This is a genomic window from Moraxella bovoculi (genome assembly GCF_000988745.2).
GTDB classification, from domain to species: Bacteria; Pseudomonadota; Gammaproteobacteria; order Pseudomonadales; family Moraxellaceae; genus Moraxella; species Moraxella bovoculi.
This window is the reverse complement of sequence record NZ_CP011381.2, coordinates 202,574-228,244: the sequence shown is the minus strand read 5'-3', so window position 1 is coordinate 228,244 and position 25,671 is coordinate 202,574. Positions and strand designations below refer to the sequence as shown.

Annotated in this window: 19 protein-coding genes and 4 tRNA genes; 12 read left to right on the top strand and 11 right to left on the bottom strand. The window is 47.8% G+C overall.

What is annotated here, in order from left to right:
- Positions 1 to 117: 117 nt before the first annotated feature.
- The 6 genes from AAX10_RS01055 to AAX10_RS01030 all read left to right on the top strand — a co-directional run bounded on the left by AAX10_RS01055 (position 118) and on the right by AAX10_RS01030 (position 4,950).
- The gene (locus AAX10_RS01055; RefSeq protein WP_080946964.1) at positions 118 to 2,091 is read left to right on the top strand and encodes a tetratricopeptide repeat protein; all 1,974 of its coding nucleotides are present in this window, start codon (positions 118 to 120) and stop codon (positions 2,089 to 2,091) included.
- A 16-nt stretch (positions 2,092 to 2,107) separates the two neighbouring features.
- Entirely contained in the window at positions 2,108 to 2,671 is a 564-nt protein-coding gene (locus AAX10_RS01050) for an outer membrane lipoprotein LolB (protein ID WP_046699602.1), read from the top strand.
- Positions 2,668 to 3,537: a 4-(cytidine 5'-diphospho)-2-C-methyl-D-erythritol kinase gene (ispE, locus tag AAX10_RS01045; RefSeq protein ID WP_046699601.1), complete on the top strand. Its 870-nt coding sequence runs from the start codon at positions 2,668 to 2,670 to the stop codon at positions 3,535 to 3,537. Before AAX10_RS01050 ends, ispE begins: the two co-directional genes overlap by 4 nt.
- A gap of 94 nt (positions 3,538 to 3,631) precedes the next feature.
- A tRNA-Gln gene (locus AAX10_RS01040) sits at positions 3,632 to 3,707 on the top strand.
- A gap of 29 nt (positions 3,708 to 3,736) precedes the next feature.
- Positions 3,737 to 3,812, top strand: a tRNA-Gln gene (locus tag AAX10_RS01035).
- Between the two features lie 184 nt (positions 3,813 to 3,996).
- Positions 3,997 to 4,950: a ribose-phosphate pyrophosphokinase gene (locus AAX10_RS01030; RefSeq protein WP_036366655.1), complete on the top strand. Its 954-nt coding sequence runs from the start codon at positions 3,997 to 3,999 to the stop codon at positions 4,948 to 4,950.
- A 114-nt stretch (positions 4,951 to 5,064) separates the two neighbouring features.
- Here the strand turns inward: AAX10_RS01030 and putP are convergent, their stop codons facing one another.
- Positions 5,065 to 6,561, bottom strand: a complete 1,497-nt coding sequence (gene putP, locus AAX10_RS01025; RefSeq protein ID WP_046699600.1) for a sodium/proline symporter PutP — start codon at positions 6,559 to 6,561, stop codon at positions 5,065 to 5,067.
- Between the two features lie 364 nt (positions 6,562 to 6,925).
- Here putP and AAX10_RS01020 point away from each other — a divergent pair, with 364 nt between their 5' ends.
- The 4 genes from AAX10_RS01020 to hemN all read left to right on the top strand — a co-directional run bounded on the left by AAX10_RS01020 (position 6,926) and on the right by hemN (position 10,936).
- Positions 6,926 to 7,588, top strand: a complete 663-nt coding sequence (locus tag AAX10_RS01020; protein ID WP_118873265.1) for a 50S ribosomal protein L25/general stress protein Ctc — start codon at positions 6,926 to 6,928, stop codon at positions 7,586 to 7,588.
- Between the two features lie 119 nt (positions 7,589 to 7,707).
- The gene (gene pth / locus AAX10_RS01015; protein WP_046699599.1) at positions 7,708 to 8,286 is read left to right on the top strand and encodes an aminoacyl-tRNA hydrolase; all 579 of its coding nucleotides are present in this window, start codon (positions 7,708 to 7,710) and stop codon (positions 8,284 to 8,286) included.
- Between the two features lie 47 nt (positions 8,287 to 8,333).
- Positions 8,334 to 9,350, top strand: coding sequence for a calcium/sodium antiporter (locus AAX10_RS01010; protein WP_046699598.1), 1,017 nt, complete (start codon positions 8,334 to 8,336; stop codon positions 9,348 to 9,350).
- Between the two features lie 185 nt (positions 9,351 to 9,535).
- Positions 9,536 to 10,936 carry an oxygen-independent coproporphyrinogen III oxidase gene (gene hemN / locus AAX10_RS01005; RefSeq protein ID WP_046699597.1) on the top strand — a complete coding sequence of 467 codons (1,401 nt, stop codon included), beginning with the start codon at positions 9,536 to 9,538 and terminating at the stop codon, positions 10,934 to 10,936.
- 46 nt (positions 10,937 to 10,982) lie between these two features.
- Here the strand turns inward: hemN and AAX10_RS01000 are convergent, their stop codons facing one another.
- The 3 genes from AAX10_RS01000 to AAX10_RS00990 all read right to left on the bottom strand — a co-directional run bounded on the left by AAX10_RS01000 (position 10,983) and on the right by AAX10_RS00990 (position 12,041).
- Positions 10,983 to 11,531: an RDD family protein gene (locus tag AAX10_RS01000; RefSeq protein WP_046699596.1), complete on the bottom strand. Its 549-nt coding sequence runs from the start codon at positions 11,529 to 11,531 to the stop codon at positions 10,983 to 10,985.
- Between the two features lie 226 nt (positions 11,532 to 11,757).
- A tRNA-Arg gene (locus AAX10_RS00995) sits at positions 11,758 to 11,834 on the bottom strand.
- A 117-nt stretch (positions 11,835 to 11,951) separates the two neighbouring features.
- Positions 11,952 to 12,041: transfer RNA gene (locus AAX10_RS00990), tRNA-Ser, on the bottom strand.
- A 235-nt stretch (positions 12,042 to 12,276) separates the two neighbouring features.
- Between AAX10_RS00990 and AAX10_RS00985 the strand changes: the two genes are divergently transcribed.
- Complete coding sequence (locus AAX10_RS00985; protein WP_046700532.1) at positions 12,277 to 13,065, top strand: hydroxymethylpyrimidine/phosphomethylpyrimidine kinase; 789 nt, start codon at positions 12,277 to 12,279, stop codon at positions 13,063 to 13,065.
- 56 nt (positions 13,066 to 13,121) lie between these two features.
- Here the strand turns inward: AAX10_RS00985 and AAX10_RS00980 are convergent, their stop codons facing one another.
- The 6 genes from AAX10_RS00980 to AAX10_RS00955 form a co-directional block, all read right to left on the bottom strand.
- Positions 13,122 to 13,688: a YggT family protein gene (locus tag AAX10_RS00980; protein ID WP_046699595.1), complete on the bottom strand. Its 567-nt coding sequence runs from the start codon at positions 13,686 to 13,688 to the stop codon at positions 13,122 to 13,124.
- A 19-nt stretch (positions 13,689 to 13,707) separates the two neighbouring features.
- The gene (proC, locus tag AAX10_RS00975; RefSeq protein ID WP_046699594.1) at positions 13,708 to 14,544 is read right to left on the bottom strand and encodes a pyrroline-5-carboxylate reductase; all 837 of its coding nucleotides are present in this window, start codon (positions 14,542 to 14,544) and stop codon (positions 13,708 to 13,710) included.
- 60 nt (positions 14,545 to 14,604) lie between these two features.
- The gene (tilS, locus tag AAX10_RS00970; RefSeq protein WP_080946963.1) at positions 14,605 to 15,933 is read right to left on the bottom strand and encodes a tRNA lysidine(34) synthetase TilS; all 1,329 of its coding nucleotides are present in this window, start codon (positions 15,931 to 15,933) and stop codon (positions 14,605 to 14,607) included.
- 69 nt (positions 15,934 to 16,002) lie between these two features.
- Positions 16,003 to 16,800, bottom strand: a complete 798-nt coding sequence (locus AAX10_RS00965; protein ID WP_046697736.1) for an acetyl-CoA carboxylase carboxyltransferase subunit alpha — start codon at positions 16,798 to 16,800, stop codon at positions 16,003 to 16,005.
- Between the two features lie 118 nt (positions 16,801 to 16,918).
- Positions 16,919 to 18,478, bottom strand: coding sequence for an exopolyphosphatase (gene ppx / locus AAX10_RS00960; RefSeq protein ID WP_080946962.1), 1,560 nt, complete (start codon positions 18,476 to 18,478; stop codon positions 16,919 to 16,921).
- A 149-nt stretch (positions 18,479 to 18,627) separates the two neighbouring features.
- A complete protein-coding gene (locus AAX10_RS00955; RefSeq protein WP_080947174.1) occupies positions 18,628 to 19,701 on the bottom strand; it encodes an RluA family pseudouridine synthase in 1,074 nt (357 codons plus the stop codon).
- A gap of 705 nt (positions 19,702 to 20,406) precedes the next feature.
- Between AAX10_RS00955 and AAX10_RS00950 the strand changes: the two genes are divergently transcribed.
- Positions 20,407 to 23,973, top strand: coding sequence for a ribonuclease E/G (locus AAX10_RS00950; RefSeq protein WP_046699593.1), 3,567 nt, complete (start codon positions 20,407 to 20,409; stop codon positions 23,971 to 23,973).
- 143 nt (positions 23,974 to 24,116) lie between these two features.
- On the opposite strand, the gene AAX10_RS00945 is transcribed toward AAX10_RS00950, so the two are convergent.
- Entirely contained in the window at positions 24,117 to 25,643 is a 1,527-nt protein-coding gene (locus AAX10_RS00945; protein ID WP_036366633.1) for a fumarate hydratase, read from the bottom strand.
- Between the last annotated feature and the right edge of the window lie 28 nt (positions 25,644 to 25,671).

Genomic DNA, 25,671 nt, shown 5'->3' with positions numbered 1-25,671 from the left:
CCACTTAGCGAAAAAACAACGCAATAACACCTAAGGGCTTGAACTTATTAAAAATCCTTTTATAATAAGTCAGTTATTCATTATTTTTGTTGCCCATCGGGGTGAAAAACGCTGTTTATGAACATTTTATTTTGGACTTGCAAACACCCCACCAAAAAGAGTCGCCCTGCGTCCTCTTTAGGTGTCATGCACGCCAAAAAAACCAACAAAAAACGACTGGCGTTATTTCTATGCTTTGCCCTATTGATGTCGCACATGCATTCTGCGCAGGCAGGCGTATTTGACCCATTATTAAAGATAATACTCCCTTTCTATAAAAGCAACGAAGACAATAAACACCCAATCACCCAAGACACCCACTCTGATATCGCCGAAGATGACGAGCCAGTACAGCTTGCTGATGATGGTAATGATGAGCATTACGAGCCAAACGCTGCCGATCTGCCCAGCGTTCTATTTGGTGACACGCTACTGGCTGACGACAGCGAGCCGATGCTTGGTGCGCCTGATTTATATGCGCTGTTATCCGCTGAATTCTCAGCTGATCGTGGTGATGTCGAGACGGCACTTGCCATCTATAAGGCAGAGTCTTTTAAGCAGAATGCGACGGCTGTCTTTGAGCGTGCGCTTAGCCTATCTATCGAATACGACACGCCTGCTGAGTCACTTGCTTTTGCTACCGCATGGCAAGCCAAAAACCCAGATCACACCCCTGCATGGTTCTACGTCACACATCTGGCATTAAAAGCGCGCGACTACAATCAAGCGGTGCAGATGCTCGCGATGATATTGGAATATGATTCCAAGGCGGATCTGTCACTGATTTTTGGCAGTATTTTCCCGAACAATCCTGTCGATCAGCGCGAATTATTCTACGCACTACAGAACATCGACAGCATCAATGCATCGGTTGCGGTACTGCGCGCAGGTCTGCTCATGCGCTTAGATGAATATGATGCATCACTACTGTACATCAACGATGCGCTAAAAGCCGAACCCAAGAATCTTGCATTCATCAACCTAAAGCTAGACATTCTAAGCGCCGCGAATCGCATGGATGAGCTGTGGAAATTCTTACACGCCAAGCGCCGCCTACTACCCAAAGAGACTTCCTTATATCTCTATGAAATTCGCCATTTCATCAATATGGGTAACCTAAAAGACGCATGGCAACTTCTATTGACTGCGCACAAAAACACCCAAGACCCCGATGTGATACTATTGTCGGGCTTGGTTGGGATTGATATTGGCGAATATCAAAAGGCGGTAGAATTATTAACCCCGCTCACCAAAAATACTGACTTTGCCAGTCAGGCGCACTATTATCTAGGCATTGCTAATGAGAGATTGGGCGATTTGGCGCGCGCCAGATACCATTATGAACGTGTAAAAAATGACGACTTTGTTCTGGACGCACGCACCAAGGTCGTAGGATTCTACCTGCTTGATAATAATGTCTCAGCCGCGATGTCCACCTTGGTGCGCCTGCGCGACGAATACGAAATCTATGCTGCCGACAGTTATATTCTGCAAGCCGAAATTCACCTGCGCCAAGGCGATATTCAGTCTGCCAGAGACATACTTATGACCGCCAATCGTCAATACCCTGACGATGACAGGCTGCTGTTTACCAGTTATCAGCTGTTAGAAGATGATCTGGATGATACCGAGAAACGCCTCACCATCAATCATCTGCTAAGCCTAGATGAGCATAACCCAAATTATCAGCTCGCCTCAGCAAAGTTAGCACTCATACAGAACCCTAATGATGAGCAGGCGCTGGCCACCGCGCAGAGCATCAGTACTATTCGCGCTGATGACCCACTGTATGACAAGGATCTACAGCTAGAGGCATTGATCGTACTGAGCGAGAACGCACTTGTCAAAGGGGATTACAAAACCATCATCAACTTACTACAAGCACCCTATGAAGTCTCACTCGACTTAGATGCTGGCATCTTACTGCTTCGCGCTTATCAAGGCTTAGGTGATGATGACACAGTACAGCGACTACTCACAGAGCTTCAGAACAAGTATAATTTGAATCAAGACAGTGAAGCGCCAACCAGCACCGAAACTCAAAGCTATTAACCCCACAAGGATTGCCATGAATACCAAAATTCTTCTTGCCACCACTGCAGTTGCTGCATTAGCCGGCTGTCAAACACTGCCAAAGACACAACCTACACCGACTCAGACCGTCAGTGCACCGATTAAATTTAGCATTAGCGGTAAGATTGGCATCACCAGCGTATCTACTGAAGGTAATCAATCCGGTACCGCATTTTATGCTTGGGCGCAGGATGCTGAACGTTTCGCCATTGACCTGACAGGCGCGCTTGGTATTGGTGCTACATCGATCAGTTTTGATGGCAGAACTGCCACGCTGACCAGTGAACGCACAGGCGAGATCAGTGCATCAACCCCAGAAGAGCTGCTGCTGCGCGCCACAGGTTGGCAAGCGCCGATCAGTCAGCTGCCTTATTGGATCGTTGGGCGCGCTGCTCCTAGCGACAGCGAGCACAGCCGCGATGGTACAGGACGTCTGCTTAGCGCGACCAATGGCGACTGGACAGCGAATTTTGAATATAAAGGCAGCACGCCAAACCGTCTACGCATCACTCACACCGATGGTCATCGCGTGGTGATGACGATGGCTCATATGCAATGATGCGTATTTTTTCACCTGCTAAAATCAATCTGTTCTTGCACATCACAGGCGTGCGCACAGATGGTTATCATGACTTACAAAGTGTGTTTCGCGCACTTGATTTTGGCGATTATCTTGAGATTAAACCCACAGATGGTGATCAGCTGGTTACGCTCTTAGGCGCTGATCACCTAACCTCAAGTCTTGATGACAACCTCATCGTTAAGGCAGCTCATGCCCTCGCCAAGATACATCCTGAGCGCACAACACCCATAACAATCACCCTAGACAAACACATCCCCACAGGCGCAGGGCTTGGCGGTGGCTCATCGAACTGCGCCGCCACACTCATCGCTTTAAATAAACTTTGGCAGCTGGACCTATCCACCAAAGAACTGATTGATGTCGGTGCAAGCCTGGGCGCAGACGTGCCATTTTTTATTTTTGCGCATGCACATCGCTCGGATGCCATCGCCACAGGCATTGGCGAGATATTATCGTCCATCACCCTGCCATCACGGGCTTATCTTTTGCTTATGCCTGATGCGCACCTTGCCACCGCGCATTTTTTTAAGCATGCTAAGCTTAGCAAAGACTCACCCTTGATGGATGGGCTTGAGTCCAAACAAGCAAGTTTTGAAAGATCATTAATCGCACCTTTTCATAATTGCTTTGAAGCCATCGCTGCCGAAGATAGCCCATCTGTCAAAGACGCGCTAGATTATCTACACAGTCTACCCAGCCAATCAACGCCGCGCATGACAGGCACGGGCAGCGCTGTTTTTTTACCACTCAGCACAGAAGATTTGGATCACGCCACCAGATGGCGACAGGGCGCACCTTGTCGTGCCATTACTTGCCATAGTCTATATGGCACGCAGGGCTGACTGCGGGTGTTTTTTAAAAGATTGAAAATTTTTAAATTTTTTATAAAAAACGCTTGCATCTTCCAAAAAATTCGGTATAATTATCCGCCTATATAGGGGCGTCGCCAAGTTGGTAAGGCATCAGGTTTTGATCCTGACATTCGTTGGTTCGAGTCCAGCCGCCTCTGCCATTTTTTAAAGTTTTTTTTTAAAACTTTCTAGGGGTATCGCCAAGTTGGTAAGGCATCAGGTTTTGATCCTGACATTCGTTGGTTCGAGTCCAGCTACCTCTGCCATATTCAGTTAGCTTGCTAACATGAGCAATCAAGCCAGTTCTTCGGAATTGGCTTTTTTGTTATATAATTCCGTCCGAACCTCCAAAGCAGTTACAAGAAAAATCGCCAAAAACCTGCAAAATTTCCGCAAAAAATGCTAAAATATGCACGTTCTATTCTTTTAGCCATTTTATAGGAACCACGTATGTCATATATGGCCATCTTCTCAGGTAGTGCTAATCCACAGCTTGCCCAGACTGTCGCCGACCATCTACATATCCCACTAAGCAAAGCCGACATCACGCGCTTTTCTGATGGGGAAATCGCCATTGAAATCAAAGAAAATGTGCGCGGCAAGGACGTATTCATCCTACAGCCTACTTGCGTACCGACCAATGATAACTTGATGGAAGTGGTACTGCTTGCTGATGCGCTTCGTCGCTCTAGTGCAGGTCGTATCACAGCAGTGATTCCATATTTTGGCTATGCTCGCCAAGACCGTCGCCCACGTTCAGCTCGTGTGCCAATCTCTGCCAAAGTCGTGGCAGACATGCTATCAATCTCAGGCATCGACCGCGTGATGGTCGTGGATCTGCACGCCGACCAAATCCAAGGCTTCTTCGACGTACCTGTCGATAACCTATACGGCACCCCTGTTCTACTAAGCGACCTAAAACAACAAAACTACGACAACCTAATGGTGGTATCACCTGACGTAGGTGGCGTGGTGCGTGCACGCGCAATGGCAAAGCTACTTGGCGATGCTGACCTTGCCATCATCGACAAGCGTCGCGCTCGTGCGAACGAATCTCAAGTGATGCACATCATCGGCGATGTCGATGGTCGTGATTGTGTCATCATTGATGATATCGTGGATACTGCAGGCACGCTGTGCAAAGCCGCTCAAGCCCTAAAAGACAACGGCGCACGTCGCGTGGTGGGCTACATCACCCACCCTGTCCTATCAGGCAAGGCAATCGACAACATCAGCAATTCTGCCCTAGATGAGATCGTGGTGACTGACACCATTCCATTGTCAGAAAATGCCAAGACTTGCCCAAAAATTCGCCAAGTAAGCATTGCTTCACTACTGGCAGAAAGTCTGCGTCGTATCAATAACGAAGAATCTATCAGCGCCCTGTTCGACTACGATGTATGATTAGATAACGTTTGACCATTAAAGCCCGCCTATGGTGGGCTTTATTATGTGCGCTTAATGCACAGCAATAAAAAAACACCGCCTATTGACGGTGTTTTTTGACGGTAGCAGGTTTTATTTTAAACCTTGTTCCATCTTTTCAAAGCGCTCTACAATAAAGCCTTTTGGTGGTGCGGTCATCAGACTCACCACGACAGTTGTAATCGCACTTAATAGGAAGCCCGGCATGATCGAGTAGATCGCATCATTAGCAGGCTGACCATTGATCTCAAAGCCACCATATACCCATACGATGACCGTTAACGCACCAACGATCATACCCGCCAAAGCACCGTTACGGTTCATGCGCTTCCACATTAGGCTAAGCAGTACCAACGGACCAAATGCAGCACCGAAACCTGCCCACGCGTGCGAGACCAGTTTTAGTACAGAGCTGTCTTTGTTGCCTGCGATGAAGATGGCAAGTAGCGCAACCGCCACAACACAGATACGACCCACCAGAACTTGACGAGCTTCTGATGCATCTTTATCCAAGAACAGCTTATAGATGTCACGCGTCAATGAACTTGATGCTACCAATAGCTGACTTGAGATGGTACTCATGATCGCCGCCAAAATCGCCGCAAGCAAGAAACCTGAGATCAAAGGATGGAATAGTAGCTGTGAGAACACCAAGAAAATCGTCTCTGGATCAGCCAGCTCCATGTTGTGATTATGAATGTAAGCAACGCCAGACAGACCAACCATCAGCGCGCCGATCAAGCTGACTATCATCCAGCTCATGCCGATATTACGAGCAGTTGGTACGTCTTTTACCGAGCGGATTGCCATGAAGCGCACAATGATGTGCGGCTGACCGAAGTAACCTAGACCCCATGCCGCCAGCGAAATCGCACCCATAACAGTCACGCCACTCATGATATTAAATAGCTCTGGATTCACAGAGCGTGCCACTTCGATGCCTGCTGACAGACCGCCAATCTCACTAAATGCTACGATCGGCACAAGCAGCATCGCAACCAGCATGATCACACCTTGCACGAAGTCGGTCAAAGACACCGCCAAGAAGCCACCGAACAGCGTATAAGCCACAACCACACCTGCTGTTAGCCAGATTCCCAGATCGTATGACATCCCCAGCGAGCTTTCAAACAACTTACCACCGCCGACCAGACTTGCTGCAGTATAGACGGTAAAGAACACAATGATTACCACTGCTGACATGATGCGCAGCAGATGAGACGTGTCATTAAAGCGGTTTGAGAAATAGTCAGGCAGAGTCAATGCATTATCTGCAATCTCAGTAAATACACGCAGACGCGGCGCCACCAGTAAATAGTTCACGAACGCACCCAGTGTCAGACCGACAGCGATCCACAGACTTACGATGCCCGAAGCATACATATAACCAGGCAGACCCAAGATCAGCCAACCTGACATGTCAGATGCGCCTGCTGACAATGCTGCTACCGCAGGGCTTAATTGACGACCGCCAAGCATGTAGCCCTCGACGTTGTTTTGTTGTTTAAAATAGGCGTACACCCCGATGGCAATCATCAACATAAAATAAATCGCCAAAGAAATCCATACACCAGTCGCCACCGAACTCATGGGACTCTCCTTCAAAAAATAAAAATTATCAGCGCCATCTTAAATCATTACAATGATTTATTAAATAATCGAATGATGGCATAACGTTTTGTAACAAACGTGTCTATTATATAACAAAATGCTACTAAAGTTATAGTATTAATTGAGAATTCATCTCAATTAATGAAAAATAAGCCTAAAATATGCAAAATTTTGTGTATTTGAACAATTTTTTAAGCGCCTATTACCTTAAACACACCAAAATCCTTTGCTACTTTGGTGAATTTTTAGTATAATTATCCGCTAATTTTCTAATGCTAAGCAATAGGAAATGACAGACTGGTCGCAAGTCTGAATTTATTTTTACTTTCCACTTTAAGGAATCATCATGAGCTATACTCTAAATGCTGTAGCACGTTCTGCAGAAGAGCAGGGCAAAGGTGCGAGCCGCCGCCTGCGTAAAGAAAACCTAATCCCTGCCATCATCTATGGCGGTGAAAGTGAAGCGGTTTCTATCTGTGTCAAGACCAACGAGTTGGTTAAAGCCATTTCAGAAGATGCGTTTTTTTCTAGCATCATCGGCATTGAGCTAGATGGCACAAAACAAGAAGTCATCATCAAAGCACTACAACGCCACCCATCAAAAGGCTTCCCACTACACGCCGATTTCCAACGCATCGTTCGTGGTCAAGAAATGAACTTTAGCGTGCCTGTGCGTGTCATCAATGAAGAAGAATCAGCTGGTAAGAAAACTGGCGGTGTTCTTACTCAGCTTGTCAATGACATTCAAGTGACTTGCTTGCCACGCAATTTGCCTGAATTCATCGAGATTGATGTTGCCAAACTGGAAGTGGGTGATAACATCCGCTTGGGCGATGTGACACTACCTCAAGGTCTAAGCTTGGTATTGCAAGACGACAGCGAACTGGAAAATGCGATTGTCAGCATGCAAGCACCAACCGTTGAAGAAGTTAAAGAGTCAACTGAAGAAGCTGACGCAGAAGAAGCAACCAAAGAGAGCGGTGCTGACGCAGAAGATCAAGAATAATGTTTTTTATGATCATCTCTCAAAAGCCAGTAAACCGTTACTGGCTTTTTTGTCCTTTTCTTTCTATTTGAATAAAAATTGACTATAATAACCATCAATTTTCACCAGTATCAATCAACATGACCATCAAACTCATTGTAGGACTTGGCAATCCCGGTAACGAATATAAAGACACGCGCCATAATACGGGCTTTTGGTTTGTTGATAAAATCAGCGAGCAATTCGGCATCAGCCTAAGTCATGACAAGAAATTCCATGGCGATGTGGGTCGCGGTACGATCTTTGGTCAAGACGTTCGCCTACTAAAGCCCGATACGTTCATGAACCGCTCAGGGCTTGCGGTTGTTCCTTTGGCGAAGTTTTATAACATCGCGCCCACCGAGATTCTCATCGCGCATGATGAACTTGATATCGCGCCTGGCAGTATTCGCCTAAAGACAGGTGGCGGGCATGGCGGACATAATGGTCTAAGAGACATCTTGCCCCACATCGGTGCAGATTTTCATCGCCTGCGTATCGGCATCGGGCACCCTGGTCACGCCAGCAAAGTCAGCGGCTGGGTGCTGTCTAAGCCAAGCAGCGATGATGGTATCAACATTGATAAGGCACTAGACTGCGCCTTGGATAATCTTAATCTCATCATGGCAGGCGACTTCGACAAGGCAAGAAACGCCATCAACGGATTTAAACTTAGCTAATCCCACTGCGGCATCAGCTGATATTTTGATTGATTTTTGGAATTTTTATGATACTTTCTTTATTGGCGGTCGCTCTGGGCTTAGTACTGCTTATCTTTAGCGCCGATGCATTCATTGATGGCGCGGTTGGCATCGCCACCAAATACCACATGCCTAAAATGCTCATCGGTGCGCTCATCATCGGCGTGGGCACGTCAGCACCCGAGATGGTTGTCTCAGCACTGTCAGCATTGTCAGGCAGCCCTGGCATCGCATTGGGCAATGCCTATGGCTCAAACATCGTGAACATCACGCTTGTGCTTGGTGTGACAGCACTCATCGCACCCATCGCCATTCAAAAAGACGCTCTAAAACTTGACTTCCCTTGGCTAATCGGTGCAACCATTCTCAGCGTCGTGCTGATGCTGGACGGGCAGTTTAGCAGATTGGACGCGATTATCTTATTGGCGGTCATGTTCGTTAATATTGCTACTCAGATCTACGTCGCCAAGACATACGCCAAAGCCGCCAAAGAAAGCTCGATACTCGCCGCCTACGAGGAAGCAGAGGAAGAGGCGGAAGAAGATAATGAACTGCCTGATCCTGATGAAGTGCATGTCGGTAAGTCGCTATTTAGATTGATCGTTGGGCTGTTCGTCATGATTGGTAGCTCACGTCTGATCGTGTGGGGCGCAGTTGAACTTGCCACACTGTGGGGTCTGTCGGACTTAATCATTGGGCTTACCATCGTTGCCATCGGTACCAGCCTGCCTGAGTTAGTCTCTTCCATCATCGCCGCTCATCGTGGTGAATTTGATCTGGCTTTGGGCAACGTGCTTGGCTCGAACCTATTTAACACGTTGGCTGTCGTAGGTATCGCTGCCGCCATTGAACCCGTGGTGGTCGCAGCTGAAGTACTTAACCGCGATGTCATGGTGATGTGTGCCATTACCGCTGCACTTCTCCTTCTGTGCGCATTCGCCCTAAAAGGCAATGGCAAACTAGGGCGCGGGGTTGGTGTCGGCTTCATCACTTGCTTTGTCGGTTATAGCGCTTGGCTTGCCATGAGCGCCTTGGGTGCATAAACCAATGACCGACCCATAAATGAACCGCTCATTTGGGCGGTTCATTTGTTTTGGGATGACATGCAAAAGTCATCATCACATGATAAATTTAGCAAACATCCTAGATACACCAAGTGGCTGATTGGCAAATTTTACACACAACAGGTATAATATCCCAAACCTGTTAGCCGTCGCCAAGGTGCATTATGAATCCTTATGCCAATCCAGAGCCGCTACATTTTAGCGGTGTTCGCTTCGATGAACAACTCATTCACAAATACAACCGCCAAGGTCCTCGCTACACCTCATATCCCACCGCGCTTGAATTTACGCCCATCGCTGAGGGCATGGAGCACACCATCTTAAATCAATGGGATGAGAGCAAACCTCTGTCGCTGTATTTTCATGTACCATTCTGTCGTCATCTTTGCTACTACTGTGGCTGCAATAAGATCATCACTAAGAAGAATAGCGATGCTGGTGACTATCTGGATTACCTCATTCGTGAAGTTAAACACAAAAAATCCCTGCTTCGTGGCACACCCATCGTTAAACAGCTTCATCTGGGCGGTGGCACGCCAACTTTTTTTAGCGATGACGAATTAGCACAGCTATGGAATTTTTTACAATCAGAATTCCAATTCGCCGCCGATGGTGATTATTCTATAGAAATTGACCCGCGCGAATTGAGACCAAACACCTTAGCCGTTCTGCGCAAGCTTGGCTTTAATCGTCTTAGCTTTGGCGTGCAGGATTTAGAAGAGAAAGTTCAGATCGCTGTAAACCGCGTACAGCCTGAAACGATGATCAGACAGGTGATGATAGATGCGCGCAAGCTGGGCTTTAGATCTATTAATATTGACTTAATCTATGGTCTGCCACATCAGACGGTGGCGAGCATGGCGGACACGGTGGCGCGTATCATCGACATCGCGCCTGACAGATTGTCAGTGTTTAATTATGCTCATCTACCAGAGCGCTTCACCGCGCAGCGTCGCATCAAGGCAGAAGACCTGCCCAGCCCCGCTGACAAACTAACCATGTTCGGCAACATCATCAATGCACTCACCCAAGCAGGCTATCAATACGTCGGCATCGATCATTTCGCGCGTCCTGATGACGAGATGGCGATTGCTCAGCGCAGCGGTAAATTACACCGCAATTTTCAGGGTTATGCGACGCTTGGCGAGTGTGATTTGCTTGGGGTTGGGGTGTCGTCCATCAGTCAGATTGGCCGCCACATCTTACAAAATCACACCGACCTGAACGAATATAAGCGCATGATTGATGATGGCTCCCTGCCTGCGGTTAAGCACATTGAATCTGATCCTAAGGATGAGCTGCGCCGCTATGTCATCATGAATCTGTTGTGCCACGACCGATTGGACTTCAAGGACGTTAGCGACAGATTTGACATCGATGCCAAAGCTTATTTTAAAGATGAGCTGGCGAAGCTAGATGACATGCAAGCAGACGGACTGGTGAGCATCAACGACACGGGCGTACAGATTCTACCCAAGGGTCGTATCTTGGGGCGTAGCGTTGCCATGGTATTTGATGAATACCTTGCCAAAAAACACGCCAACCGCTTCTCGAAGGTAATTTAGTGCTTAACATAAAAAAGGGCAAAAACGCCCTTTTTTATGTGTTAGATTAATTTTTAGTTTTCTTTTTTAGTGATGAGAAAATGCCTTCATGTTCGTATTTTGGCACTTTTAGGGTCATGGTATTCGACAGAATATCGTGCGCGGCCAAACCACGACGGTTGAACCAGCAAAACGCATAATTGAATAACAAACCGACAAACGCACTAAACAATACCGCCAAGCGCGAACCATGAATGAGTGCACCAACCAAAGCACAAAGCAAAGGCAACAGGCACGCGCCAATGATGCGCTTAAAACTATCACCCCAAGTCAGAAGATACCCATCTGCATTGACGGTTTTTAGTCGCCATGTCTGCATGCCCAGAGTCTGACCCGATTTTCGCCAAAATATGCCATAAAATCCCACAAGCGTCAGCACAAATGCAGGCGTCATCACACCATTTTGATACCATTTGGGCAGCTCCTTGGCATCTTGGGCAGTGGCGCCGACATCCACGAACATCATCGTGCCCACCACCGATAAAATCAACCCAACCAAAAAAAGCATCGCCAAAATCAGCATCCCATCATACAGCATGGTCATCAATCGCGCCATTGGCGATGCAATGACAACAGGCTCATCACGTTGTGTGGCGATTTTTGGAGCTTTGGTGGGCTTTATAGACTTGGTCATGGCGTTATCATCAAAATTTTTTGCTTATTTTATCATGATTTGATAGGTTTACCTAGTGACAAAACCGCCCAAAGAACCACCCAAAAATCATGCAAAAAATAGGCAAAAAAAATCATCAAAACCTTAAGATTTTGATGATTCTTTAATATGGCGCACCCGGAGAGATTCGAACTCCCGACCCCTTAGTTCGTAGCCAAGTGCTCTATCCAACTGAGCTACGGGTGCATGTGTTATCAAGATTATTTGCTGTTGTCTTGATGGTCGGCTATTATACTAGATAATTTTAGTATGTCAAGCGATTTTTTATTTATTTTTTAAATTTTTAATGGCTTAAAAAATAAATGGCGGTGACGGAGGGATTCGAACCCTCGATACAGTTTCCCGTATGCATCCTTAGCAGGGATGTGGTTTCAGCCACTCACCCACGTCACCGTCTACAATTATCAGTGATAAATCACCGAACGTTGTGGGCGATAATTATAACAAAGTTTTGGGCTTTTGCAAGTAGTTTTTATTAAAATTTCCAAAAATCTTATAAAAAACGATCGTGACGTGGGCATTTTGATATTTGGATATGGATTTTGGGATAATTCTGTCACAGGCTTATTAAAATTTGCTATGATATATCTCATACTAATCATATAAGGAATCTCACATGACACATCAGATGCGTCCGACGGTGCTTTGTTTCTCGGGGCTTGATCCTTCTGGTGGTGCAGGATTGCAAGCCGACATTGAATCGATAGGTGCAGCAGGTGCGCACGCTGCCGTGGCATGCACTGCCATCACCGTTCAAAGCTCTCAAGCGGTGTTTGGCTTTGAGCCGACATCCAGCGAGTTATTAACCATGCAGGCAGCTGCGGTACTCGACGACTTACCTGTTGCCGCCATCAAATCAGGCATGCTAGGCACAGTAGATAACATCAAGGCGCTCGCCAATCTGTTCGCCTCAGGCAAGATCGCAGCTGGCATGCCATTTGTGCTCGATCCTGTGCTGGTCGCCAACTCTGGTGGTAGTCTTGGCAATAAAGAGACTCTGGTAGCAGCGTTTGAGCAGCTTTTACCTTATGCCACGCTCATCACACCCAACACGCATGAGCTACGCGGCTTAGCTGGGCTGGATGATCTGCATGACTGCGCCAAAAAACTCAACGATAAAGGCGTAAAGGCGGTCCTTGTCAAGACATCGCACGACTTTGAGAGCGGCGACATCGAACAGTTTCTATATGTCGATGGTGCAATCGCTCACACCAGCATCATTACCCGCCTCGAGGGTGAATTTCACGGCTCTGGCTGTTCACTCGCCAGCCACATCGCAGGTCGATTGGCTATGGGTGACACACTCATCGAAGCTGTTACCAATGCCGACGCATGGATCATCAAAACCCTGCAACACGCTGATGTTCCACACCCGAACAACCCAAAGGCTCAGCTCATTCCCAATCGGTTCATTTAAGCCGTTAAATAAAAAAGCGCGTGGTTATCGCCATGCGCTTTTTTATTTATTATAAATTACAATTTCATGAGAATGTTCGCACCGATGATGGCAATAAATTTCTCCGCGAGCAGCAAAGAAAACAGAGCCAAAATCGGCGATAAATCAAGCATGCCAAGATTTGGCATAATGCGACGAAATGGCGCAATGATCGGCTCAGACAGCTGCACGACTAATAGGACCGCAGGATGCGACACGTTGAATAACATGATAGCCCAGCTGACCACAACCGACCCAAGGATGATATAACGAAGCATCGCCAGGAACTGAATGATCGCCTTTAAAGTGCCTGCAAAGAACAGCGTCAATGCATCGATTGACTCTTGCAAGATAAAGGCATTAGCTGCCGTATTGATCCAGTACAACAGCAGCATAAGCACGACGGCTGCCACACTGATACGCCCTGTGCCCACATTCGGGAAGATGCGTGAGAATACATCAACCACGCCAGTCATCCGCTTAGTCGCTTTCATATAAGGACTGTTTGAATCTACTTCTGCCAACTGCATCATAAAACGTACAAATAGCACAATCAGCGCAAAGTTAATCACCATGTTGGTGATAATAAAAATAGGATTATTCATAAAAATAAAGCATCATCAATCAGTTGGATTTACTTAGCATCTCACCAAGTTCACGGCTGCGATTAACGCACGCTGCCATGCCATCTTGGATGGTCTGCCCCATGTTCTGCTCATTAAATACAGCCAATGCGGCAGCGGTTGTGCCGCCTTTTGAGGTGATTTGTTCGCGTAGAGTGGATGGATCGCCTGTCTTGGCAAGCTCACCTGCGCCGATTATCGTCTGAATGGCGAACGCCTTGGCATCATGCGCATCCAGACCCATCTTAGAAGCCTGCGCAATCATGTGCTCAAGCATGTAGAAGAAATAAGCCGGTGCAGAGCCTGCTACTGCCGTCACCGCATGCATGAGCTCTTCATCATCCACCCAGGTCGTGATTCCCGAGGCGCGCATGATGGCATCCGCCAACTTTCTGTCTTCAGCGCTGACACCTGCCGCATATAGCCCTGTCGCCCCAAGCCCGATCGCCAATGGTAGATTTGGCATACTGCGCACGATACGCCGATAGCCACCGAGTATGTCGCTAAGCGTTCGTACAGACAGCCCTGCTGCCACCGACAGAACCAATTGATCAGATAAATGCGGCGCCACATCCTGACAGACCTCAGCCATCACCTGCGGCTTGACCGACAGCACAACCACGTCAGCACGGCTGATAATCTCATGCGCCTGCTCCGGAGATACTGCCGTTACGCCTTTGGCGGTAAAAGCATCACACTTGGGTGGGTTACGGTCAGACACGCAAATCTCAAAATCAACACCGATGTCTTCTTTTAGTTTTAATAGACCATCAACAATCGCTGATGTCATATTGCCGCCACCAATAAAGCTGATGGTCTTTCTTGACAAAATGCTCATAACACCCCTTTTATATCTCAACAATCATAAAATAAACGCATTGTACACCATGCGCGCGCATCACGCAAAGTATGCGCCGATATTTTCTATGTCAGTATTAGCACCAACAAGCCGCCAAGCCCGCCCTACTGTGATCAGCAGCACTGGTCGATTATCAGACTTAATGATCCATAGGTTTGAGCGAAGCCATGTTGGGATGCCAAGCTTCTGCGCCAGTTTTTTGCCATGCAGCTGCTTGTGATTGATATTAACTTTGGTCTGTCTAAGGACGCGTTCAGCGCTGATATTGGCAAACTGCCGCGAAATCTGCCAAACGATGGACAGCCCCTTATGGCTCTTTAGGACAATTTTATCATCATGATAAATCACATTTGGATAATTCTGCGCCATTAGGCATGCCCATGCATCTTCTTGATGGCGATACAGCTTAGATTGATAACGACAGATGACATAATTTAGCCTGCCCTGCCATAGAAGCTGCGTCTGATGATCGCCATCGGTGCGATGCGCCAAATAAAGAACATCATCCACCAATCTCTTGGGCGGCGGTATAGGCTCTGACAACCCCAGCCATCGATGGATAAGCGCTGACTGCACAGCTAATGAGAGTGCTAAGAGCTGATTAATATCCAGCACTTGGTAATACGCAGATTGTGCTAGACAGTCTGTCACATCCGCCAATTTCTCATCGATCAGCTCATCAATGATGTCGCTCGCCTGTGCCAATAATAGCGCTGTGCGAGTGATGTTTTGTACAGCTTTTGGGTTTAGCTCACCAAGTCTTGGTAGTATGTGATTGCGAAGTTTACCGCGCGCATGATCATCATCGATATTCGTCGGATCATCCACATAAGGCAGATGATGTTCATCAGCAAAGCGACTGATATCATCACGCGACACGCCCAACAGTGGTCGCCACAGCTGAATGCGCTTATCGCCCATCTGCTGCCATTGTCGCATCGCAGCCAGCCCTGACACGCCTGAGCCATTCACCAGTCGCATGAGCATGGTTTCTGCTTGATCGTGCTGATGATGTCCAAGCATCAGCACATCACCATCGTTCATGACTGACATCAGGGCAGTATAGCGCGCTTCTCTGGCGTGGGTTTCGCTATTTTTGGGTAATTTGATGGGCAGAATCCGACAATCAAACCCAAACTGATCCGCCCACGTCGCCACAGCTTGCGCCCAATCATCATTAGCCTCTTGCCAACCGTGATGGACATGCAGCAATATCGGAAGCTGCTCAATCCTGCCCGCCTGATGCAGCAGATAACAGCCGTATGCCAATGACAAAGAATCACGCCCACCACTACACGCCAGATACAGCGTGCGATTAGCAAGCTTCTGCGCTTGGTGGTTAAAGGCTTGGGTTAGCGTGTTCAGCATGGTTGTTAGGTAAATAAAAAAGCCAGAATGTGTATTCTAGCTTTTTTGGCAGGATTTTAACAGCATTGCTTATAGCGATACGGTCGAATTAAACGCCATCAGACGCTGATAACGCTGCTCTAGCAGCTCATCGATAGGCAGCTGATTAAGCTCATCCAGCTGACGAGTTAGCAGCTGCTTGAGTGACTTCATCACAAGCTCAGAATCCTCATGCGCGCCCGCCCCTTCTTCGATCACTTCGTCGATCAGGCCCAGCTGATGCAGGTTATTGGCGTTTAATTTTAATGCCTCTGAAGCATCAGGGGCTTTTTCGGCGGTCTTCCAGAGGATAGACGCACATCCTTCTGGCGAGATGACAGAGTAGATGCTATTTTCAAGCATATTAACCTTATCAGCCACACCAATGGCAAGCGCGCCACCCGAACCACCTTCACCAATCACCGTGGCGATGACTGGCGTCTTTAAACTACTAAATACAGCGATAGACTTAGCGATGGCCTCAGCTTGACCGCGCTCTTCTGCACCCACGCCAGGATAGGCGCCTTGAGTATCAATAAAGGTAAATACAGGCAAGCCAAAACGTTCAGCAAGCTGCACCAGACGGATGATTTTACGATAACCTTCTGGGTTCGCCATGCCGAAGTTATGGGCGATACGCTCTCTGGTTGAACGTCCACGATGCTGACCCACCACAAGCACAGGCTCACCATTAAAACGCGCCAAGCCACCCAAGATCGCTCGGTCATCCGCAAAGGCACGATCGCCATGCAATTCATCAAATTCTGTGAATAAGGCCGACACATAATCCAAAAATAATGGACGCTTCGCGTGACGAGCAAGCTGAACGCTTTCCCAAACTGTACTCATGTTATTATCCTAATGAACAAATGTAAACTTAGTCAGTTTAACATATTTTTTGATTTTGCTAAATATTTTTAATCAAAAATATTTATAGCGATGTCACACAAGACATCCAACCAATCACTTAACCTTGAGCGCCCAGCACAGATAAGTGAATACCCCACTTGGCAAACTGAGCCACATCAGAATTTAGCTGCGAGCGGATCAGCTCATCATGTAGACCATCGCCCACCGAGACTTGCCAGCGATCAGCCTCTATCACCTCCAGATGGATGGGCGCAGCCTTGGTGGTACGGCTTTGATTGGCCTGTACAGCCAGACGTAAAATCAAGCACAGACAAACCAGCTTTCGCCCGCCCAAACTCTCTGCAACATCCAGCGCGTCAGATTTTAGTTTGCGGCGATGGTTACGAGCGATCTGCGCCATCATCGCTTGACCAATCTGCGAAAACCCTGCAATGTCCGAGAACTCAAGCAAATAAGCGCTGTGTTTTTGGTAATGACTGTGTCCAACCGCAAGGCCAATCTCATGCAGATTCGCCGCACGGCGTAGCAGGTCACGATCTTCGTCGCTAAACCCTAAGCTGTCTTTGACCGTATCGAAGAGTCGTGCGCACGTGGTCGTTACGCGACCGGCTTGTTTGATGTCCACAGAATAACGTTCTGCCATCGCCATCACACTACGGTCGCGAACATCTTCATTGCTGATGCGACCCAGCATATCATACATTACGCCTTCGCGCAGCGCACCATCTGAATAGCCAAGCTGATCAATCCCAAAGGTCTGCATGATCGCAAACAGCTCGGCAACGCCTGCAGGGAATACCGCCTGACGGTGCGACTTAACACCCTCAAAGTCAATCTTATCAATGGCGCCAAGCTTAATCAGATGGCGTTTTAGCTTCTCCATGCCTTTTAGAGTGATGAACTCATCCGCCAATCCCAGCTCTTGGAGCACGAGCAATGCTGCTTTGGCGGTGCCGCTTGAGGCGATGGCATTATCCCAGCCTACTTTTTTGTAGCGTTTTTCGATGGAGAGCAGCTCGGTCTTGGTAGCTCTCATGGCTTGATCAAAGGCTTCTTCGTCAATCTTACCATCAAAAAAGAACTTCTTGGTGAATGCCACACAGCCCATCTGCAGGCTCTCCATCTCAAGCGGCTCAAAGCCCTGACCGATGATAAACTCAGTCGAGCCGCCACCGATGTCAATCACCAATCGCTTGTCCGTACTGGCGTTCGAGTGCGACACACCCAGATAAATCAGACGCGCCTCTTCACGCCCCGAGATGATCTCGATGGGTTTTGGCAGTAGCTGATTGGCGCGCTTAATGAACTCTTGTGCATTGACCGCCTTACGCAGCGCATTGGTCGCGACCACACGCAGCAGGTTAGGATTTACCTCGGTCAAATGTTGGGCAAAGCGGTGCAGACAGTCCAATCCACGCTGCATTGCTTCTTCTGACAGGACATTATTCTCATCCAAACCTGCCGCCAGCTGAACCTTCTCAGAGATCGAAGCGACTTTTCGCACTTCGCCATGATCCAAGCGTGCGATCGCCAAATGAAAACTGTTCGAACCTAAGTCAATCGAGCCGATCAGCTCATCGCGTGACAATCCTGTCTCGTGGATGGATTTGGCGATTTGTTCGTGACGGGCGGCGGTATCGACCTGGACTGTTTTCATAAGGATTCCTAAATTTTTTCAATAAAATCGTCGTGTAGATGTGTAAATTTGCCAAATAAAAAGACATCGGCAAACAGAACTTTAATGTACGGTAAATTTAACCAACTGACAAGATATTTTTACAAATCGGCTCAAAAGTCAATCAACGCTTAAGATTTTTTATGCGTGATTAAAAATTCGCATTCTTTTGGGAATAGATTTGCCATGTCGGACGGCACATCCGCCACGAACTGCTTGGGCGCATCGCTGTCACCCGCCAGATTCAGTTGCCATGCATGTAGGCATAAGCGTGGCACACTGGGTGCTGGCTGTCTTAGGTATTTATCATCGCCAAGCAATGCGTGCCCAATGCTCGCCATGTGCACACGAATCTGATGCGTGCGCCCTGTCAAAGGCGATGCGCGCACCAAACTTACCGCCCTGCCATCAATCTCAAAGCGCGCCAACACCTCAATCTTGGTCTGGCTTGGCTTGCCTTGTTTGTTGATTTTGACACGGCGTTCGCCACTTGGCAGCGTGTATTTTAGCATAGGCTGATTGATGGTTTGCTTGTCTGACTTGACATGACCCACCACTAGGCACAGATAGCTTTTTTGGATGGTTTTTTCTCGAAATTGCTCTTGTAAATCTTTTAAGGTGCTGCGTTTTTTTGCGATGAGCAGCAAGCCCGACGTGTCTTTATCGATGCGATGAATCAGCTCTAGGTATTTTTTGCCCGTCGCCACGCGCATGGCTTCAATCACCCCAAAGCTCTCGCCGCTGCCGCCATGTACCGCCAGTCCATGCGGCTTATTTAGCACGATCAGCCCTTCATTCTCGAACACCACTCTACCAAGTAATCCTTTGGCAAAATCATCAGACACCACGGGCTCATCACGCACCGACAGGCGCACGGGAGCAATGCGCACCACATCGCCGGTATTGACGCGGTCATGCGGTTTGCAACGTTTTTTATTGATGCGAACCTCATCGTCTCTGATAAGCTTATATAGATGTGAGCGCGGCAGACCCTTTAGGCGCGCCAGCAAGAAGTTGTCAATACGCTGACCGTCTTGGTTCGGCGTGACCGTGATGTAATTGACACGACTAAAATCATCAACAACATCATCAGCGCTCAGCGGCTTAGGTGTACGCTTGGCGTCCGTATTTTTGCTTGTCGGTTTTTGGGCGGGGTTTTTGATGGGATTTGTAGATTTTTTGGGGAAATTTTGGGTTTTTTTCATGATTTTATTAAAAATGACTAATTTTTTTGTAGGAAAATTGATAAATATTTGGTATAGTTTATCACGTTGCACACAAAAAGGCGAAATTCTTACAACCGCCCTTTGTAAATCCCTAAACCTTTATAAAATATCGGTCAATGATGCCTGATTTTATAACTGCCACAGCAGCAAAAACGGTCTGACACACCGACTTAGGTTTATATTTAGCAGCCCCTCAATGCATTTTTTGGCACATGCCACGCAACATCCGTTTGAGATGAAAAAAGGTTATCGACGGTCGCAGTTCATTTGAATCTAGAATTCCATGCGGCTACATTGTTAAGTTTTTATAAATTGTTTTGAGATGTTAAGCGAATTTTTGGCTCAGTTGGCACAAGACAAACACTGCCTCTGACAAGACAATCCCCAATCATCGCTAACACACCTCCAAGACAGATCATTGGTGCAAGCAGTGAGTCGTTAAATATGATTGCTTTTTATGGCTAAGCTCTGTTTAACCCAAAATCTTCTATATCGTGCTCATATATCTGAGCATTGAAATTTGGCTAGTTATTTGATAATCAAGGCATTCATAAATGCCAGATATTAGCAAATATGACACAATAATCTTTATTAACATTGTTTAGATTATCTACATAATGTAAACTACACACTCAAACGATGTTGCTTAAATCGGGAGCAATCCCATATTTTTTAAGGAACATCATGAAACGCATCCTAATCAACGCCACGCACAACGAAGAGATTCGTGTGGCGCTATGTAAAGACAATCACCTTTACGATTTTGACTTAGAAAATCGCACCCGCGAACAAAAGAAAGCCAACATCTACAAAGGTCACATCACTCGAGTTGAGCCATCACTAGAAGCGGCTTTTGTCGAATATGGCTCAGCGCGTCAAGGCTTTTTGCCACTGCGTGAAATCGCACCTGAATATCTACACGGCAATCTACGCGAAGACAACATCAAACAACTTCTAAAAGAAGGTGATGAGGTCATCGTCCAAGTCGAAAAAGAGGAACGCGGCAACAAAGGCGCGGCACTATCAACTTACATCTCGCTGGCTGGTCGTTATTTGGTATTAATGCCAAATAACAGCAAGGCAGGTGGCATCAGCCGCCAAATCTCAGGCAAAGTCCGCGAAGAGATGAAACAGATCATCGCAAGCCTGTCCATCCCAAAAGGCATGAGCGTCATCGTGCGCACTGCAGGACTTGGTAAGGGTTTTGAAGACCTACAAAACGATCTGAATCACCTATTAGACATCTGGACATCCATCCTAGACCAAAACAAAAAACGCCCAAGTCCTTGCTTGGTTCACCAAGAGGCAGGGGTCGTCACTCGTGCCGTGCGTGATTACTTGCGTGATGACATCAGCGAAGTGTGGATCGACAGCGAGAACGCTTATAATGAAGCCGCCAATTTCATAGCCGCCGTGATGCCAGCCCAACTTGACAAGCTGCGCAAATACACCGAATACGAGCCGATGTTTGCACGTTTTGGCATCGAACGCCAGATCGAAACCGCCTATCAGCGCGAAGTTCGCCTGCCATCTGGCGGATCGATTGTCATCGATCAGACCGAAGCCTTGGTGTCCATCGACATCAACTCATCAAAATCCACCAAAGGCTCTGACGTCTCTGAGACTGCCTATCACACTAACTTAGAAGCAGCGGACGAAATCGCACGCCAGCTTCGACTAAGAGACATGGGCGGACTGATTGTCATCGACTTCATCGACATGGCTGATGCCCGTCATCAAAAAGACGTCGAAAAACGCCTGATCGAAGCCACGCGCCACGACCGTGCTCGTGTACAGTTCGCTGAGATCAGTAAATTTGGTCTGATGGAGATGAGCCGTCAGCGCCTACGCCCAAGCCTAGAAGAAGCCACCGGCTACATCTGCCCACGCTGTCATGGCAATGGCATGATTCGCGATTTGCGCTCTTTGGCATTATCAATCATGCGTCAGATCGAACAGATCGCCCTAAAAGAGCGCATGGGCGAGATCCAAGCAGAAGTTCCAACTGAGATCGCCGCTTTCTTATTGAACGAAAAGCGCGAAAGCTTGGTATACCTAGAACAAGACTCTGGCACACGCATCACTGTCTTGCCACATGCACACCTAGAAAGCCCTAACTTTAGCCTACACTTCAACCCGGACGGCTTTGCACCGTCAAGCTATGAGCGCATCGTAAATGCCGAAGAAGAAGAAATGGGCGATCGCGGTTATGATGTCAACTGGCAAACCCAAAATGAGCACGCAGAGCAGGACAGCAACAGCCGCTGGCAAAAAGCAAGCTCAAGCGATAAGCAGGATAAACCTGTCGCCAAGCCTGCAGCCAAACAAGCCACTCCTGAAGCGAAGCCTGAACCACAAGTCGCTGCTTGGCTATCCAACCTGTTCGCGCCAAAACCACAAGCGCAATTGGCAGGCAACCTAAACAACAATAACGCTGCCGCTGCCATCGAATCAATCGTCAATGCAGGCGGCATTAGCCTTGGCGCGAGCGGCATTGCCAACCTAGTCATCCCTAGCGAAGACAAAAAAGATGTGAATAAAGAGCATCGTCCAGCACGCGAAAGAAGCGAACGCGAACCACGCGAAGAAGTTCAAGAACGTCGCCAAAGAAATAGAAAGTCTGCTAAGAAAGACGCAACCGTCACCGAAGAAATCAAAAACGACAAAACGGATAAAAAGGCTAAAAAGGAAGAACCTATTTATCCAAAACGTGAAAGCGGTTCACGTCGCGAGCCTCGCGGTGAAGTGGTACGCGGTGAGACACTAACCCCAAGCAACACCGCCGATAAAGCGGACAAAAAAGACGAGCGCCCCGCCAAAAAAGCAGACAAACAGCGCACTCGTCCAAGCAATCCAAATGAAGTGGTGGTGAGTGTCGCACCGATCGCCAAAGAAACCAAACAAAGCGAGACCATTCATTTGTCACTTGATGGCAGTAAACCTCTTTCGACCAAGCAGCCGAATAACCAGCTTGCCAAGATCGAAGAAGCGCCAATAGCTGACACATCAGTAGAGACGAATATCGCCGCCGATGTTATTGAACCTGCCGCTACCGATAATAGCATCAAAATAACGGAACAAACCAAAGAGCAAATCGCCGAAACTCAAGTGGCAGCCGAGCAAAACGACGTTAGGGATAATGATACGCCTATCATTGACAATACACGCCTAACCGAGCTTGCACGTCAAATGAATAAGGCTGTCAACGATCCACGCGTGGTCATCGCTGCCAACAGCGCACCAAGCGCCATCTTTGGCACGGCAGGTGATTTTATTGCCAATGTCCTAGGCGATAGTAAAGGTGATAACTTCGTACAAAACTTCATCCAAGCCGTTGCCAAATATCGCGCGCCTGTGGCTGAGTTTAGCTTTGCCAATTATGGCTATGCGCCGCTGAACGACTCTTATCTTGCTGAATTTGATAAGCAGACCAGCGTCGCATCACGCATCAGCTCACCACAAGGCAAATCAGAAGCACCAGCGCCACGAATCGCACGTCGCGCAGCCAACGATCCACGCGGTCAGCACCCTGACTTCAAAGACGAAGCAGATGAGGAGGCGTCTGCAACCGATGGCCAAGCATCATCTCAGGATGAGGCTTTGGATTTGGTTGATATCTCCATCGCTCAAGAGCAAAAAGCAGCAATCGCACAACCAGCTGATGTCGATCAACAGACTGATACATCTACTGATGCCGATACAAGTGTCGAGGCACAGGACATCGCACCAAGCGATACAGCGCCTGATAATACTGACAACAGTGATGAGATCGCCGAGCAGGACAAGGCATCATCAAAGGCAGATCCTGCTGAGACTGTCAAAGTCGAGCCAGTCGATGACTCAGTGAAAACAGAAGATGCAGAAACTTCAAAGTCAGCAGATTCTGAAACTCTGCTTGAGCAAGTCAAGGAGAATGTGGAAGTTGCCGTGCAGACCATAAGTGATAAGGTTGCAGAACTGCTAGAGACCGAAGATGAATCATCATCAGAAGATGAAGTAGAAGCACCTAGCAAGAATGAACCTACCAAGAAGTCAAAAACCAGTGCAAACAGCTACAAAGACATGATCGAAAACGTCGCAGGTCAGCTATTGCCACAGGTAGGCATTCTAAACCTTGCACAGCCGAAGCCTGCAAAAACACGCATCAGAAAGACCGCCACCAAAGGCGATAACAAACCAAAATCTGAAGTGCGTAAAGCAGGCTCAAAGGTCGCAGCCGCCAAGTCTGATAGTGACCAAAAAACTGAGTAAGTCAGATTCATAAAAAAGAGAGCAGATGCTCTCTTTTTTATGTCCAACCCAAATTCGCTGATTTGAGTTGCCAGATTGATACACTTACATTTGTATCAATCAACGAAAACCCAGCACTAGGCTGGGTTTTTATGAGCTCAATATCAGGCTTCTACCACAGGGATTTTACCGATTTTGGCTTGCCAGATTTTCGGGGCGGTGGCGTGTACCGATACGCCATTGCTATCTACCGCCACCGTTACAGGCATGTCCTTGACTTCAAATTCATAAATCGCTTCCATGCCAAGCTCAGGGAAAGCGACCACTTTGGCATTTTTAATGGCTTTTGACACTAAATATGCCGAACCGCCCACCGCCATGAGATAGACTGCTTTGTTATCAGCAATGGCTTCACAGGCGATTTTACCACGCTCGGATTTACCAATCATGCCTAAAAGACCTGTTTGTTCTAGCATTTGACGGGTAAATTTATCCATACGAGTGGCGGTTGTCGGTCCTGCTGGCCCTACCACTTCATCACGCACAGGATCAACAGGTCCAACGTAGTAGATGAGCTTGTTAGTGAAGTCCACAGGCAAGGTTTCGCCATTATTTAGCATATCGGTCATGCGTTTGTGAGCGGCGTCTCGCCCTGTGTAGATTTTACCGTTTAACAGTAGCACATCGCCTGTTTGCCATGTCGCCACTTCTTCTTTGGTTAGGGTGTCCACATTGACACGCTTACCGCTGTCAGGGCTATAAGTGATGTCAGGATACACGTCCATGCTTGGCGGTTCTAGGTTTACCGCTCCTGTGCCGTCAAGCTCAAATTCCACATGGCGAGTGGCAGCACAGTTGGGAATCATCGCCACAGGCTTAGAGGCAGCGTGCGTTGGGTAATCTAGGATTTTGACATCAAGTACAGTAGTTAATCCGCCCAAGCCCTGAGCTCCGATACCTAGTGCGTTTACCTTTTCAAAGAGTTTAAGGCGTAGGCTCTCGGTGGTGGATAGCTCTGCTCCGCTTTCGGCTTTGGCTTTTAGCTCGTGAATGTCAATGTGACTCATCAATGATTCTTTTGCCAAAAGCGTTGCTTTTTCGGGCGTGCCACCGATACCAATGCCTAAAATACCAGGGGGGCACCACCCTGCACCCATCTCAGGAACGCTCTTTAACACCCAATCCACGATACTGTCAGACGGGTTTAGCATGGCAAGTTTGGATTTGTTCTCGCTACCGCCCCCTTTGGCAGCACAGGTAACTTCCACCTTGTCGCCTGCCACGATTTCCATGTGAATGACAGCAGGGGTGTTGTCTTTGGTGTTCACTCGTTTGCCTGCAGGGTCGGCAAGTACGGACGCACGCAGGGTATTATCAGGGTGATTGTAGGCACGGCGAACGCCTTCGTTAACCATGTCCGCCACGCTCATGTCGGACTCCCACGTTACGTTCATGCCAACTTTTAAAAATACAGTCGCAATCCCTGTGTCTTGGCAGATTGGGCGTTTGCCCTCGGCACACATACGGCTGTTTACCAAAATTTGAGTCATGGCATCTTTGGCGGCAGGGTTTTCTTCACGCTCTAAGGCTTCGGTCAGGGCTTCGATATAATCGGTTGGGTGATAGTAGCTGATGTACTGAAATGCGTCTGCAATAGACTGGATAAAGTCGTCTTTTTTGATGATGGTCATAAGTTTCCTTATTGGCTGGTAAATCGCG